This window comes from Hongsoonwoonella zoysiae (assembly GCF_013266695.1).
GTDB classification, from domain to species: Bacteria; Pseudomonadota; Alphaproteobacteria; order Rhizobiales; family Stappiaceae; genus Hongsoonwoonella; species Hongsoonwoonella zoysiae.
Window position 1 is genome coordinate 1,066,065 of record NZ_JABRXF010000002.1, and the last position, 14,594, is coordinate 1,080,658.

The 14,594-nt window shown below is 61.3% G+C and carries 15 protein-coding genes, 1 tRNA gene and 1 pseudogene; 11 read left to right on the forward strand and 6 right to left on the reverse strand.

What is annotated here, in order from left to right; translation table 11 throughout:
- Nucleotides 1-66: 66 nt before the first annotated feature.
- The gene (locus tag HPQ64_RS16130) at nt 67-333 is read left to right on the forward strand and encodes a FliM/FliN family flagellar motor switch protein (protein WP_172889513.1); all 267 of its coding nucleotides are present in this window, start codon (nt 67-69) and stop codon (nt 331-333) included.
- Between the two features lie 160 nt (nt 334-493).
- Nucleotides 494-580, forward strand: a tRNA-Leu gene (locus HPQ64_RS16135).
- A gap of 129 nt (nt 581-709) precedes the next feature.
- On the opposite strand, the gene HPQ64_RS16140 is transcribed toward HPQ64_RS16135, so the two are convergent.
- Together HPQ64_RS16140 and HPQ64_RS16145 are read right to left on the reverse strand one after the other, a co-directional pair.
- Entirely contained in the window at nt 710-1,822 is a 1,113-nt protein-coding gene (locus tag HPQ64_RS16140; RefSeq protein WP_172889514.1) for a hypothetical protein, read from the reverse strand.
- Nucleotides 1,823-2,379: 557 nt separating this feature from the next.
- A complete protein-coding gene (locus HPQ64_RS16145; RefSeq protein WP_172889515.1) occupies nt 2,380-3,336 on the reverse strand; it encodes a GlxA family transcriptional regulator in 957 nt (318 codons plus the stop codon).
- A gap of 95 nt (nt 3,337-3,431) precedes the next feature.
- On the opposite strand from HPQ64_RS16145, the gene HPQ64_RS16150 reads away from it, so the two are divergent.
- The 7 genes and pseudogenes from HPQ64_RS16150 (at nt 3,432) to HPQ64_RS16180 (ending at nt 9,961) form a co-directional block, all read left to right on the forward strand.
- Nucleotides 3,432-4,100 carry a DJ-1/PfpI family protein gene (locus tag HPQ64_RS16150; RefSeq protein WP_172889516.1) on the forward strand — a complete coding sequence of 223 codons (669 nt, stop codon included), beginning with the start codon at nt 3,432-3,434 and terminating at the stop codon, nt 4,098-4,100.
- Between the two features lie 75 nt (nt 4,101-4,175).
- Nucleotides 4,176-4,724: a peptide deformylase gene (locus HPQ64_RS16155; RefSeq protein ID WP_172889517.1), complete on the forward strand. Its 549-nt coding sequence runs from the start codon at nt 4,176-4,178 to the stop codon at nt 4,722-4,724.
- Nucleotides 4,725-4,849: 125 nt separating this feature from the next.
- A pseudogene (locus tag HPQ64_RS16160) lies at nt 4,850-5,779 on the forward strand (NAD(P)-dependent oxidoreductase); the annotation flags it as partial.
- A complete protein-coding gene (locus HPQ64_RS16165; RefSeq protein ID WP_172889519.1) occupies nt 5,776-6,642 on the forward strand; it encodes a sugar phosphate isomerase/epimerase family protein in 867 nt (288 codons plus the stop codon). The pseudogene HPQ64_RS16160 and the gene HPQ64_RS16165, both read left to right, overlap by 4 nt.
- A gap of 212 nt (nt 6,643-6,854) precedes the next feature.
- Nucleotides 6,855-7,814, forward strand: coding sequence for a L,D-transpeptidase (locus HPQ64_RS16170; RefSeq protein ID WP_343036028.1), 960 nt, complete (start codon nt 6,855-6,857; stop codon nt 7,812-7,814).
- 326 nt (nt 7,815-8,140) lie between these two features.
- Nucleotides 8,141-8,539: a hypothetical protein gene (locus HPQ64_RS16175; RefSeq protein ID WP_172889521.1), complete on the forward strand. Its 399-nt coding sequence runs from the start codon at nt 8,141-8,143 to the stop codon at nt 8,537-8,539.
- A 144-nt stretch (nt 8,540-8,683) separates the two neighbouring features.
- The gene (locus HPQ64_RS16180) at nt 8,684-9,961 is read left to right on the forward strand and encodes an SH3 domain-containing protein (RefSeq protein WP_172889522.1); all 1,278 of its coding nucleotides are present in this window, start codon (nt 8,684-8,686) and stop codon (nt 9,959-9,961) included.
- 12 nt (nt 9,962-9,973) lie between these two features.
- Here the strand turns inward: HPQ64_RS16180 and HPQ64_RS16185 are convergent, their stop codons facing one another.
- Both HPQ64_RS16185 and HPQ64_RS16190 read right to left on the reverse strand, forming a co-directional pair.
- Nucleotides 9,974-11,332, reverse strand: a complete 1,359-nt coding sequence (locus HPQ64_RS16185) for an FAD-dependent oxidoreductase (protein WP_172889523.1) — start codon at nt 11,330-11,332, stop codon at nt 9,974-9,976.
- 165 nt (nt 11,333-11,497) lie between these two features.
- The gene (locus HPQ64_RS16190) at nt 11,498-12,016 is read right to left on the reverse strand and encodes a MarR family winged helix-turn-helix transcriptional regulator (protein WP_172889524.1); all 519 of its coding nucleotides are present in this window, start codon (nt 12,014-12,016) and stop codon (nt 11,498-11,500) included.
- 177 nt (nt 12,017-12,193) lie between these two features.
- Between HPQ64_RS16190 and HPQ64_RS16195 the strand changes: the two genes are divergently transcribed.
- A complete protein-coding gene (locus HPQ64_RS16195; RefSeq protein WP_172889525.1) occupies nt 12,194-12,787 on the forward strand; it encodes a nitroreductase family protein in 594 nt (197 codons plus the stop codon).
- 32 nt (nt 12,788-12,819) lie between these two features.
- Nucleotides 12,820-13,716 (forward strand): EamA family transporter, encoded by an 897-nt coding sequence (locus tag HPQ64_RS16200; RefSeq protein ID WP_172889526.1) that lies wholly within the window; start codon nt 12,820-12,822, stop codon nt 13,714-13,716.
- Between the two features lie 42 nt (nt 13,717-13,758).
- On the opposite strand, the gene HPQ64_RS16205 is transcribed toward HPQ64_RS16200, so the two are convergent.
- Nucleotides 13,759-14,268: an L-2-amino-thiazoline-4-carboxylic acid hydrolase gene (locus HPQ64_RS16205; protein WP_210260299.1), complete on the reverse strand. Its 510-nt coding sequence runs from the start codon at nt 14,266-14,268 to the stop codon at nt 13,759-13,761.
- Between the two features lie 99 nt (nt 14,269-14,367).
- Nucleotides 14,368-14,589: a GDCCVxC domain-containing (seleno)protein gene (locus HPQ64_RS20475; RefSeq protein ID WP_246270726.1), complete on the reverse strand. Its 222-nt coding sequence runs from the start codon at nt 14,587-14,589 to the stop codon at nt 14,368-14,370.
- Nucleotides 14,590-14,594: the final 5 nt, after the last annotated feature.

Here is a 14,594-nt window from a genome sequence, read left to right on the forward strand (position 1 = left end):
GGGACAGGCGAAAAGCATCGGCGAACCTTGTTCGATAAACCTATTCCTTAACGCCGGAAAGCGCGAATGACCACTTTCGACAATATCTCGGTCGATATCTCCGTCGTCCTCGGCAAGAACGAAATGCCGGTTCACCAACTGCTGCGCATGGGCCGCGGCGCTGTGATCGAGCTTGACGCCCATGAGGACGACGACGTGCAGATCCTTGCAAACAAGATCCCGGTCGCGCGCGGGCAGGTGGTCCTGCAGGGCGACAAGATCGGCATTACCGTGACCGAGGTGCTGACACGCGAACCGCACGTGCGCCCGGCGCGCACGCAAGGCCCAATCTGAAACCTCCTCTCGCAGAATGCCTTGCCATCCACAGCCGCCACACGCGGATTTTTCGCGTTTTGATCCGGAATGTGAATATCTTCGCATCCACCACTTGCGCGGCAGAATCCTATTTGATAGAGGAAGGCTCCGCCGGCCCCGAGGGGTTCGGACAAGACAAGCGGTCGTGGCGGAATTGGTAGACGCGCAGCGTTGAGGTCGCTGTGGGGTAAAACCCGTGGAAGTTCGAGTCTTCTCGACCGCACCATTCAAAAGCCCCCGAGAGCAAATCGCTCCGGGGGCTTTTTGATTTTTGGCAGCACAGTATCTGGAATTAGCCTCCAACGTAGGCAGCCACCGATCACCACTCTTTCCCATCGATTATTTTAGCATTGTATTATTTGATGGCCTCAAGCCAAGCTACCGCCTCGTCAATATCTGCTGTGACATGGCAATTGAACAGCTCGCCGAATTTCAGATGATTCTGCCTAATCATCTTGCATAGTGGGCCTTCCGTGAAGAAAGCATCACAATAAGCAATGGCCGCCGTGGCATGATGGAAATCATAAATATCATTACCGACAAACTTCTGCCCCTTGTTCCAGCGCAAGGAAGCGTGAAGGCTGGCAAGAATATGTATCGTTCGAAGTTGTTTTTGAGCTTTGCCTTTCTCTAAAACCAAAGCCATGAGATTTTCGCAGTTGTTTTCGGCTCGCCTGCGCTCCTCAGGTGTTGGTCCGGCCAGCGTCACTCCGCTAGCAGCGGCAATCTCGGAAATTGTGTCTGCCGCTATACCTCCTGCTAATTCGACAGCGCCCCGGACCTCGGCCATATAGGCTTGCTTAAAACTACGTAGTTCATCAGCATGCGCGGCAATGCCAGCATTTAGTTCATTTGCCAGATCATTCAAATAACTTCCGGGGAATTTCGTGTCACCAAGTAGATCTATTATCTGCGTAAGAGGTATCGTCCACATATGATCGAAAAAAGCCTTCTGCATGGCTCTCTCGGTCGATTCATCGAACGGTGTATTGCTGGGGTGAAGAAAACCAAATACATAACTCAGCTTGCACCAAACCAGATCCTCAAGCGGCAGCAGGTCGGTTTGCCCTAAACTCGTACGAAAAAAATGGGTTACTTCTGTTGCAAACCGCATATGTTCTGGAATTAGCGTGATACCCAAGCTTAACTCGTCCATCAGATTTGCCGTCATGGTACGGGAAGCAGGATCGGACTGTTTCATCAATTCAACAAAAATACTCTCAGAGATTGGGCAAAATATTAGTCCTTCATTTGTCTTTTTTCGTAGAAGTTCCAAAAATATTTGAGACGCGCTATCTGTTCCTCGACGCACAACATCTCGAATAATTATCCAGAAACGCATATCGAGATATACGGCACGTCGAGACCGAAGGCTTTGGCCCAAAGCCTTGATGCAGCGATTCGTATGTTGATCAATTGAAATGTCTGGCTCTTTCAAATGATTATTGATACTTCTTGAAATATTCATCTTCCGAACGATCTCAGCTGCAATACCGATATTTGAATCATTTAGCGATTCTAGGGTTGAGTATATCGAATTTCGCAACTCTTAAGATTATCAAATGAAAAAATCCCGAGTGCGTTCAATCTCGAGGTTATTTGGATGCTGCGGTCGAGAAGACTCGAACTTCCAGGGACTTTATTCCGCAGACACTTCAGCACTGCTTTTAAGTTAATCGCGATGAATGCCTATATTTGCAACTCATGGCACAACCAGACTGCACGGAAACAAGTTGCTGTAAATCGAGCCAGTAGCCTCATCGGTCAGTTTTCCAACCCCCGGCACCCAATCGTCGCGCGATGTCACTTAAGTTTGCCTGCGTGTTGCCCCTGACCGTGCAGTTCGGATTTGGACCGCACGGGAGGACGGCGACATGCGCATGCGATTCGGCTTGTTCCTTGGTCTTTCCTGCCACTCGATCAGCACAGCCATTTCCCTGCCTCCCACCGCAGTGCAAAAACCGACCAGCGAAGGCCCCCACTGGATGAGCTTTGTTGCCACCTCATCGAAGGGCACACCGAAACTCAGGCCGAAAACCGCTCGCGGTAGCCTTGCGGGCTGGTGCCGAAGCGGCGGGTGAAGGCGCGGCGCATGGTTTCTTCCGAGCCGAAGCCGCAGCGGGTCGCGATGCGCGCGACGTGCCCGCCCTGCTCCAGCAGTCGGCGGGCGGTTTCAAGGCGCATTTCCTCAACGGCACGGGCGGGCGTGCGGCCTGTTTCCTGCCGGTAATGGCGCGAAAAGCTGCGGCTGCTCATGCCCGCCTGCTCGGCCAGGTCCGGCAATGCCAGAGGGCGGTGCAGGTTTTGCATGATCCAGGCGTGAAGATCGTCGAAACGTCCGCCGCTGTCCTGCAACGACAACGCCGTGCTGAACTGCGACTGCCCGCCGGGGCGCTTCAGGAACACGACGAGCTGCCGCGCGACCGAAAGGGCCGTCTCGCGGCCGAGATCGGCCTCCACCAGCGCAAGCGCGAGATCGATGCCCGCTGTTACGCCGGCCGACGTCCAGATATCGCCGTCGCGCACGAAAATGGGATCGGGATCAAGCCACACCTTCGGGAAACGGCGCGAGAAATCCTCACACCGCCCCCAATGCGTGACCGCGCGCCGCCCGTCAAGAAGGCCTGCGGTCGCCAGAAGAACCGCGCCGCTGCAAACCGAAGCCGTGCGCCGCGCGACATGCGAACGCCGCCTGACCCAGGCGACCAGGGCCGCATCCTCCGACGCAAGGTCGACGCCCCACCCGCCCGGCACGATGAGGGTATCCAGCGGCGCATCGGCGGCGGGTAGCGGTCCCAGCCCTATCGAAAGCCCGGACGACGTGACCGCCGACCCGGCTTCACCCACGGCCACGGGCGCGTAAGGCGCAGGCCTGCCGGACATGCGCGCGAGGTCATTGGCGGTGGCGAAAACCTGCAAGGGACCGGCAACATCGAGAAGCTGCACGTCCCTGTAGGCGAGGATTTCGATACGTCGCTGCATTTTGGCACGAAACTTTGGCACAAAAAGAGGGGTAAATGGCGATCTTGCCAGAGGGTGGCCTGATAACTTGCCCAAAGTCAATCTGGAGAATTCAAATGACCGTGCGTTTCGGCATTCTCGTGTTTCCCAACGTGCAGCAGCTTGACCTGACCGGGCCTTACGAGGTTTTCGCGACGGCCAGGGACGCAGAGGTTCATCTGATCTGGAAGGATCGCGAACCGGTTGTCTCCTCCACCGGCCTCACGCTCGTGCCGACGATGACATTCGACGAGTGCCCGACGCTGGACGTGCTGTGCGTTCCCGGCGGCGGCGGCGTGAACCCGCTGCTCAAGGACCAGCAAGTGCTGGATTTCGTGCGCAAGCAGGCGGCGGAGGCGAAATACGTCACTTCCGTCTGCACGGGATCGCTGGTGCTGGGCGCGGCCGGCCTGATCAAGGGCAAGCGCGCGACGACGCATTGGTACGCCCATGACTTCCTTTCGACACTGGGCGCGGAGCCGGTCGACGAGCGCATCGTCCAGGACGGCAACCTCTTCACCGCCGGCGGGGTGACTTCGGGCATCGACTTCGGGCTCGCCGTCGTCAGCGAGATCATGGGCCAGGCGGAAGCAGAAACCGTGCAGCTTGCGCTGGAATACGCGCCCGCCCCGCCGTTTGACGCCGGAACGCCGAAGGGAGCCTCAAAAGCCGTGCTTGCCGCCACGCAGGAACGCCTTGCCGGGTCACGCGCGCAGCGCGAGGAAATCTTTTCCAACTGGGGTTGAAGCCCCCGCCGTCAGCCAGACGCGGGCGACAAGGCCCGCGGTTTTGCGCTTTTGGTGAAGCTGCCGGAGCTTGTCATGAACGATCCACTTGCCAGTATCCTGCGTTTTGGAGACCCGCGGCTGAAGACGGTCTGCGAACCCGTGTCGATGAAGACTTGCAAAGCGGAACTGGCCGAAGAGGCGGAGCGGCTTTTGCGCACCGTGCACGCATTCCGCGCCCGGCACGGGTGGGGCCGGGCGATCGCAGCCCCGCAGGCCGGCATCATGAAGCGGATGATCGCCATGGTGCTGGACGGGCGCGAGCACGTGCTGATCAACCCGGCGCTGACATGGGCCTCCGACGCGCGGGCCGAAGTGTGGGACGACTGCATGAGCATGCCGGAAATCGCCGTCAGGGTGCAAAGGCACTATAGCGTGACCGTGCGTTTCCGCAGGCTCGACGGAAGGGAAGAGGCGTTCGAGAAGACGGATTTCGCGCTTGCCGAACTGCTTCAGCACGAACTCGACCACCTCGACGGGATATTGATGACCGACCGGATGCTGCCGACCTCCCCGGTCGTTGCGCATGAAAACCGGGATATAGCGCTGCTCGGCTCAACGGCGGGGCGGAAGAAGGCAGGGTAGCCCCCTTCAGATCCATGGCCCCACTAAAGCCACAGGCTTGCCCGCCAGATTCCCCGCGAAAGCCTTCCCGCTCCTATAGGCAACGCATTGCGCATCGCCCATAGTGAGGAGAGGAAAAGTCTCTCGGGGAGGATATGATGGCTGGCACGGCGGGTGTGATCGGGCTCGGCGACATGGGCTCGGGCCTTGCGAAGAACCTCCTGAAAGCGGGATTTGCGGTCAAGGGCTTCGACATCAGCGAAAAGCGCCTTGGCGACTTCGCCGAAATGGGCGGCACGCCCGCAGCGTCCGCCGCTGAAGCGGGCAAAGGGGCTGATTTCGTCTTCGTCATGGTGATGACGGGGGCGCAGGCCGCCGCCGTGACCCTGGGCAGCGACGGGGCAAAAGGCCTGAAGGACACGATGACGCCCGGAAGCGTGATCCTTCTGACGGCGACCATCCAGGCAAGCGATGCGCGCGCCATCGCAGCAGGCCTTGAGGGAAGCGGCATCCACCTGATCGACACGCCCGTGAGCGGCGGTTTTCCCGGCGCGCAGGGCGGCACCCTGACGATGATGGCCGCAGGAAGCGACGCGGCCCTTGAAAAGGCGCAGGCAGCCATGGAGGCGGTTTCCGCCACGATCCACCGTGTGGGCGCGGAAGCCGGCATGGGCCAGACGGTGAAGGCATGCCTGCAATCGCTGATCGGCTCGATCTTCACCGCCACCTTCGAGGCATCGGTTCTGGCGGCGAAAGCCGGTGTGGATGCCGAGGCGCTTTTCAACGTCGTCTCCACATCGAGCGCCGGCTGCGGCGCGGCGAAGACGGCGCTTGAAAACATCATCGACCGCCAATTCGAAGGCACCGGCAGCCACATCAACACGATGTACAAGGACATGACCATCGCCATGGACCTTGCGCGCGAGCTTGGCGTGCCGCTGTTTACCGCCGCGACCGCGATGCAGCTTTTCCAGGCCGGGCGCACGAAATACCCCGACGGCGACAACTGGACGGTCACGCGGGTGCTGGAAGACATCGTCGGCGCGGAACTTTCACGGAAAGGCGAAGGGGCATGAAACTCGGCGTCATCACCGACGGCATCAGCCGGGATCTTGAACATGCGCTGACCGTCATGGACGAATTCGGCCTCGAATACGCGGAGTTGCAATTCGTCTGGGACAAGGAGGTGGGCGACCACTCCAAAGAGGAAATTGCGCGCATCAAGGCGCTGCTTGACGCCCATGACAAGCCGGTTTCCTGCCTCTCGCGGCACATATTTGCCGGAATGACGACAGCCAACAGGCCGGGCGATGAGCTTCATTCAAAACACATGGACGCCCTGAAGCGGGTGATCGACATGGCGCATGCCGTGGGTTCGCCGCTCGTTCGGATCATGACTTCGAAGAAGGAGCAGATCCTGTGGGGCCATAACGGCGCGGAGGTGTGGAACGTCGCCAAGGGAGCCTGGGAGAGCCTGCCGCCGCAGATCGCGCCTGCCGTCGAGCTTGCACGGGCCGAAGGCGTGACGCTTGTGGTGGAAACCGGCAACGGGACGATGGTGAACTCAAACTACACCGCCCGAAAGCTGATCGACGACCTTGACGCAAAGGACGCCCTCAAGGTGCTGTGGGACCCGGCGAACAACTGCTGGTGCCACGAGACGGCCTATCCCGATGGCTACAGGGAGCTTCGCGGCGGCTACCTCGGCCACATCCACATCAAGGACGTGAAAGTGGACACGCCGCGCGCGACGCTGGAGGTGCGCCCAATGGGCGAAGGCCAGCTTGGGGACCAGTTCACGCCTATCGCTGAGGCGCTGAAAGCCGACGGTTACTATGGCGCGATTTCCTACGAGAGCGTCTATCACCCGGGCAATGGCGATTTCGAAGCAGGCTTCCGCCAGAACACCGGGCGTTTCAAGGACATTTTCGGAGGATAAGCGCGCCGCTAACGACGGCAAGGCAAGGAATCGCGACAACGCTGCATTGAATGCGATGTGGTGACAACGTCCGCCTATGCAAATCTGCTGCACCTGAAAATATTTCCGCCATATTTCCCCTACGTAATATTACATACGGTCAACACTCACCGAAAATGGCGGGGTCGCTTATGGACGTATTGCGTTTCCAAAGCATTAGCCGGCGCAAGTTCGTGACCGGAGGCCTCGCCGCCGGCATCCTCCTGCCCGCAACCTTTGCCCTTTCCAGGGAAGTCACCAAGGAAATCCATGAACTTCAGCCGGGCGAATTCACCTGGCACGCGGACCGGCAACCCGAGGGGCCGGTCGCCGTCGTGGTTTCCATCCCCGAACAACTCGTGCATGTCTACCGCAACGGCGTGCGCATCGCCGTATCGACATGTTCTACCGGCAAGCCCGGACATTCCACGCCGACAGGCGTCTTCGTGGTGCTGCAGAAAGACAAGCATCACCGCTCGAGCACCTACAACAACGCGCCGATGCCGAACATGAACCGGCTGACCTGGTCCGGCATCGCGCTTCATGCCGGCAAGCTGCCGGGCTACCCGGCATCGCACGGGTGCGTGCGCCTGCCGCTGGAATTTTCCGAAAGACTGTTCGGCATCACGCACCTCGGCACGCCGGTGATCATTTCCGGCTCTCATTCCGACCCTTGGGAACTGGTGCACCCCGGCATGGTGCTTTCCGGCTATGCCGAGCACGAATTCGAGGAAGTCGTCGCGTCTCTTGAGGACAAAAAGCACCCCAAGGACTGGCAAGAGGCGGAAAGCTACCCCGTCACCTCCGTGATCGCCTCTTCCTCCGACCGGCAGATCATGATGATCGAAAACGGCGAAGTCCTGAGTGAAGGCCGGCTGACGGTTGAAGGCGACTATCCGCTCGGCAGTCACGTGTTCGTCCTGAACGGCGTACACGGCAACGCCCGGGGGATGCACTGGAAGGCGATCAGCCACAACACCGATGCGGATGGGACCTTCCAGCCCGAGGAACGCGCAATCCGCAGGGTCCAGGCCGATGACGACTTCATCGCCGAAATGCAGCGCAGAATGCACCCCGGCATGGTGCTGGTTCTGACCGACGCCCCGCTGCACCCCGACACGCGGTCCGGGAAAGACTTCGTGATCATGTCCTGAGCAGGCGATCCGGCCTGCCGCCAAGAAAGCGCCTACCCACGGAGGAAAGCCATCGACAGTGCCGGCATCACCACCGGCGCAACCATCGGGATCGTGGCGGGAGTGTCATTCTTCCGATCCTCCGCCTGATCCCGCAGTGGCTTTGGAGCACGACACCACCCGATGCGATGGGGGGGGGGTGACGGGGATTTCGACCATCCACGCGATCAAGCCGATTTTCATCGCGACAATCCATTTCGGCGGCCACGGCGTAACAAGGGCCGCCCGGGCACGCCGCCCGGCAAACGCAAAACCGAAAGCCGAACACATAAATGGGAGGAAATACCATGCGCTCACCCGTCCATGCATTGATCGTCGCCGTGCCTGCGATGCTGCTGCTTGCGGCCTGCAACACCCAAAACTCCGGCCAGTCTTCCGATGCGCTCGTGCAAGGCACCGCCTTCAACGCGACGGGTAACATTCCCTGCTCATTCGGGTCGGGTCAGCCCACCACGCAGTGCCCATTCGGCGTGCAACGCCAGGGAAACGGCTCCGGCTACGTGACTGTGACGAAGCCTGACGGGCGCACGCGCTCGATCACATTCGAGGACGGGCGGGCGATCGCGGCCGACACCAGCCAGGCCGACTGGGGCGAATTCAGCGCGTCCAAGCAGGGCGACCTGAGCATCGTGCGCGTTGGCGAGGAACGCTACGAGATCCCGGACGCGGTGATCTACGGCGGATAAACACGCGTAATTCGCCAACCGGACATAGTCTTCCCGGCGCGAAACGACGGGCAAAGCGCCGGCAAGACTCTGAGCGGACAACTCAGCTGACAAAGCAGCGTCCGGCAGGGGGATACGGCGGCGCGCTATCACGTGGAGACCATCATGCGAGGTTTCATCAAGGCGATCGTTTTTTCCGCATTTGCGGCGCTTGGCGGTTCGCATGCCCTTGCCCAGGCGAACGACATACGAACCGAGCGGGTGAAATTCGCTCCGGGGGCGACAAGCGCAACAGTGGAAGACCGGATCGTTGGATATGAAACGATCGACTACGTGCTTGGCGCCCAGGCCGGGCAGTACATGAACGTCAGCATGGCGACGGACAATATCCAGAATTACTTCAACATCATCCCTCCGGGCGAAGAGAACGTCGCGATCTTCAATTCCTCCACCGCATCGGGAGGAAACCAGTATGAAGGCCAGCTTCCGGCGAGCGGCGACTACAAGATCCGCGTCTATATGATGCGCGCGGCGGCAAGGCGGAACGAGGCGGCCAACTTCCGGCTTGAAATGATCATCCGCGCGGCAAACCGCTCAAGCACGCCCGCGCCGGCACCCGACTACGCTGACGGGCTGAAGGGCGGACCGGACTTCTGGGAGGTGACGGGTGTCGCCTCCAGCGACACGCTTAACATGCGCGCAGGCCCCGGTACGGCGAACCGCGTGATCGCGCAATTTCCCAACGGCTCGATCCTCCAGAACTTCGGCTGCGAGATGCAAGGCGACCAGCGCTGGTGCTCGGTCGCCGCAGCCGACCGCCCGGACTTGCGCGGCTGGGTGGCCGGAAGATATCTGCGCGAGGCTTCCGTGCGCCCGTCCCCGCCTGAAGGCGGTGGTACGCAAGCCGGAAAAGCGCAATACATGGCCGTAAAAGGCATTCCCGACAAGCTGAACGTCCATTCCGAACCTTCCACGCGCGCGGCGATCGTCGGCGCCTACTACGCCGGCACCGTCATGCGCATTCTCGGATGCTCAAACATCGACGGGCGGGAGTGGTGCGAGGTGGAGCCAATGGAGGCGGGCACCAGGCGCGGATGGGCGGTGGCAAACTTTCTGGAGCCGGCAGACGCAGCCCTTCGCGCAGGTCAAGGCGCTTTCGACGCGACGGGAAAAATTCCTTGCGCGCAATATTCCGGCCAGCCGATGGGTCAATGCGACTTCGGCGTTGCGCGAGGCGGCGGCGGGTCGGCCTCGGTCGTCGTCACCCGGCCGGATGGAACGAAGCGTGCGCTGTTCTTCGAGAACGGCCGCTTCCTGAGCGCCGACACGAGCCAGGCTGACGGCTACCCGGAAGCAAGCGCGACACGTGAAAGCGACCTCAACATGATCCGCGTCGGCGATGAGCGCTACGAGATCCCCGACGCCGTGATCTTCGGCGGCTGAGGCGTGCTGCGTTCAATGCTGGATATGGTCGGCCATGTGTATGGCGAGACTGACGCCGGTCAGCGTCGGATTGACCGACATTCGCGTCGGTATCAGGCCGTTCGTGGCGAGAAACAGGTTGTCATAGTCCCAGACGCGGCCCTGATAATCCGCGATACCTGTGCCGTCGTTCGACGCGGACATGCGCGTCGTGCCCGTCATATGCGCGAAACCGAAGGGCATCCAGGCAAGCGCGCAGCCTTGCCTGATGCGGCCCAGCAGGCCCGTCAGTTCGTGCGCCTCGGCTTCCGCCGCGGACATCCTGCCAAGGTCCGCATCCGACAAGGGCACATCGAAGGTGACATGCCCCTCCTCGTGAAAGATCGCCCGCTTGTGTTCCTCGTTGTCGACCGGGCATATCGATTGGATCTCCACCAGCCGGTTCGGTGATACCTCGACATCTTCTCCTGTCGGCTCGAAGGGCGACACATCGTGCAGCACCAGCGTGAACCACGGCGTTTCTCCGCCTGGGCGGACCTGGATGCGGGGGTCGACATCCACCGCGTCCCCGGTGCTGCACAGTTCGGGCGCGACGACGATCTGGCATACCGCTAGGGGATGGTAGGAAAGATAACGGCCCAGCGCATAAGGGCGTATGCCCGAGCGGAACAAGAGCTGCGGTGTCCCGATGGCTCCACCCGCGATCACGTAACTTCTCGCTTCAACGCGCCCGGACGCCGTTTCCAGATGCTTGACCTTGTGGCCCTCCGTCACGATGCGGTTCACCCGGTCATGGCGCATCGTGACTTTCTTTCGCAACTCGACATCGGCATTCAGAATATCGAACGGCCCGGTGTAATGCAGGATACCGCCGTCAAGGAATTGCCCCGCGACCGGAAGCTCCTCAACCTTGCGGCCTGTAGCCTCTAAGACTTTCCCAAGCTCGGCGCCAATAAGCTGCTGGCGTATGGATTGCTCGAGCCTGTCGGTCTGGACGAAAAGATACTCCTCTGCCACCGCATAACGCGCCGACCACTCCTCATCGCTCATGACCGGCCATAATGCATCGCCGCGCGGACAGAGGTTCGTCCAGATCACCCCCTGGCCGCCCACGGTCCGCGTCACGGCCGCCCCTGGAAGGGCATCGCGAGGCTGACTGTCGTCGATGAATTCAAGATATTTCGTAGCCGCGGCAAGATAGCTGTCGGGCTGCGCGACGAACCGGTCGGAATTGCGAAAGTGCGATCCGGGCGGATCCGAAATCGCTTCCCCCTGCTCGAGAACGAGGACGCTCGCGCCCCTTTCCGCCAACCTGCGTGCGGCGGCGATGCCAAGAGGACCGCTGCCGGCAATGACGACATCATGAGACATGGTCACCGTGCCCTCGCTCACCAGGAGGTTTCGGTTATTTGGGCACGGTACGGAAGGCAAATCAAGGACGGCCGGCAACGGCTGCGAAGCAGCGTCCGTCGCCCGGCCATCCGGGGCATCGAATACGATTGCCTCAATGACCGGGCGGCGCCCGAAACAAGGCACGGCCGATCGCGATAAGGCGCGTTATTCGCCGATCTTTCCAAGCAGCGAACGAAGCTGGTCGCGCTCTTGCCTGGACAGGGCGTTCAGCATGCGCTCTTCCGTCGCCACGTGGGAGACCACGATCTCATCGGCCTTTTCGAAGCCCGCATCGGTGAGCGCCACCCTCAGGCCGCGGCGGTCCGACGGGTCCGTCTCGCGCGTGATAAGACCTAGTTTTTCCAGACGGTCGAGGCGACTTGTCATGGCCGAGGTCGACAGCATCATCTCCTTCGCGAGTGCCGAGGGCGAAAGCGCCCCGCCCCTGCTCTGCCGGCGCAGCGTCAGCAACACGTCGAAACAGGCGAAGTCGAGCCCCGTGCCAGCGAGATTGGCCATGACGGCCTTGCGCAGCCGCTCCCCCGCCCGCCAGACAGCGCCGCAAACGGCCATAGGGCTTGGATCGATATCCGGCCGCTCGCGCCGCCATTGTTCCAGGATCGTATCAATCGGCGCGCCCAGCGCCTGACCGTCCGAAGATTTCGAAGCCCCGTCTTGACTCATCGTCACCCTTCTCTTATTTAATTCGATATCAAAATATCTGATATCGAAATTCTCGATATCATAATATCAACCATCGAACCGAAGCGCAACCTCGCCGGGTTGCGCCCGCGAACGGCTGCGCGCGGCAGACGGGGCAGCTACGTCCCGAATTCCGGCAGCAGCCGCAGGAGACGAAAGATGACACACAGAATTGCCGATCACCCGATCGAACCCCTGTTTCTGGAGCGGCGCTCGCCACGCGCGTTCGACGGTTCCGAGCTTCCCGAAAGCCATCTGTTCAGCCTGATCGAGGCCGCCCGCTGGGCGCCTTCCGCCTACAACTATCAACCCTGGCGCTTCCTCTATTCACGACGCGGAGACGCAAACTGGCAGAACTTCCTGGACCTGCTAGTGCCCTTCAACGCGAAGTGGGCGCAAAGCGCCTCCGCCCTCATCTTCGTGCTTTCCGACACGCTGCTGCAGCGCGATGCGCAAAGCAAGGCAAGCCCCCTTCGCACGCACAGCCTGGATACGGGTGCGGCATGGGCGCAGCTTGCCCTGCAGGCCGTGAGGCTGGGGCTTCACGCACGCGGCATGGCCGGTGTCGACTTCGAGCGCGCGAGAGAGGTGCTGCAAGTGCCCGAGCGCTTCCACATCGAGATGGCGATCGCCGTCGGACGGGAAGCCGCCCCTGAGGCCCTGCCCGAACACCTTCACAAGAAGGCGGAAGAAAACCTGCGCAAGCCTCTGGCCGACATCGCCTTTTCTGGCCGTTTTCCCGACGCGGGCTGACTTCGCCTGCCACACAGCCAATGGAGCGACCCATGTCCGGCACCAGAATCTCCGTTGTTTTCGCCACGATGCTGGCCCCGATCTTCTGGGGTTCGACCTATATCGTCTTCACCGAGACGCTGCCGGTCAGCCACCCGCTGCTGGTGGCAGCCATAAGGGCGCTTCCGGCCGGCATTCTGCTGATGCTGCTCGGACCCGGTCTGCCGCCGCGCGACAAGCTCCTGCCTCTGGCGATCATCGGACTTGCGAACATCGGGGTCTTCTTCGGGCTTTTGTTCGTGGCCGCATCGCGCTTGCCGGGCGGCGTGGCGGCGACCGTCGGCTCCAGCCAGCCGCTGATCGTCGCCTTCCTCGCATGGCCGCTTCTTGCGCGCCTGCCGCATCCGGGGCAGATACTGGCGGCCCTTGCCGGGCTCGCGGGCGTCGGGCTTCTGGTGCTCGATCCCGCCGCAAGCTTCGACGAAATCGGGATTGCCGCCGCCATTGCCGGGGCGGGCTCCATGGCGCTCGGCACGGTGCTGATCGAGCGCTGGGGGCGGATCGGATCACCGCTTGCGCTCACCGCTTGGCAGCTCACGTTGGGCGGGATAGCCCTTCTGCCCTTCGCGCTTTACTTCGAAGGGCTGCCGCCGGCACCAACAGCGACGAACCTGATCGGGATATCCTACCTGGTGCTGATCGGCACCGCGCTCAGCTACTGGCTGTGGGTGCGCGGGATATCGCATCTCGGCGCGGATGTGGCGTTCATCTCGCTCCTCAGCCCGCTGGTCGCGACAGTCCTTGGCGCCGTCTTGCTCGGCGAATGGTTCGGCCCCGTGCAGATCCTCGGCATCGCGCTGATATTCGCTTCTACGGCGGCAGGCATCCTGCTTTCGCGCAAGGGCAAGGTGCGCCCGGCCGCGGCAACGCCCGCCCGACAGGCCTGCTGATGAATGGATCAGGCGCGGCTATGAAGATGCGGAAGGTCGAGCCTACACAGGCTCGTCCTCCCCCGAAGGGCCGAAGTCATAGCGGAAGGTGCAGCAGGGCGCGCCCTTCATGATCGTCTGCTCGCGGGTGAGCTTCGCGTTTTCATTGAAGCCCTCGATCAACGCGAAATCGCGGTTGCAGCTTAACAACGCCCCCAGCTCCGGCACGCCCAGCGCACGGTACATCTCCGCATAGCGGCAGCGCTTCACGTCGAAATCGAGATAACGGCCATCGTCGCGAAGAACGTCGATCTGAAGGGCGTCATCCTGCGTCCAGAACTCAAGCGTTTCCTGAAAGGCCGCCGGATCGCTGCCGAAATCGGCTGCAAGCTCCCTGCCCTGCTTGCGCGCGATCTCGACAACGGTCTTGCGCAAGACCTCATGAACCTCATCCTTGCCGAAGGCCTCGGCCATCGCCTCGATAACAGGAATGAGGATGCGCGCTTCCGTCTCGCGCCGGGTCAGCACGCCAAGGCGCTGGGTCAGTGTATCTTTCGGATGTTCCTTGCTCATTCCATTCGCCCGCTGTTGCCTAGATTGCGGGATCATAGCGGCCCGGCGAAAAAGGGTAAGCCGTTGGGAGTGCGTGTTCCTTCGCCCGGAATGCAGATCCTACCCACAGCAGCTTGCCGGACCGCCGGTGGCGCGCGCTTCCTGTATGGGAGGGCATGGAACGGTGCCGTAAGAGCAGTAGACGCAGCAATCGCCCTCAAGGGGGCGAAGAACCTCGCCGCAGCCGGTGCAGGCATAAAACCACTGACAGGAGTCCGTCGGCATCGTTTCCGTTTTGGCGTGCCCGCAATTCGGGCAGGTCAGCGTCGATTCGAGAGTCATTTCCG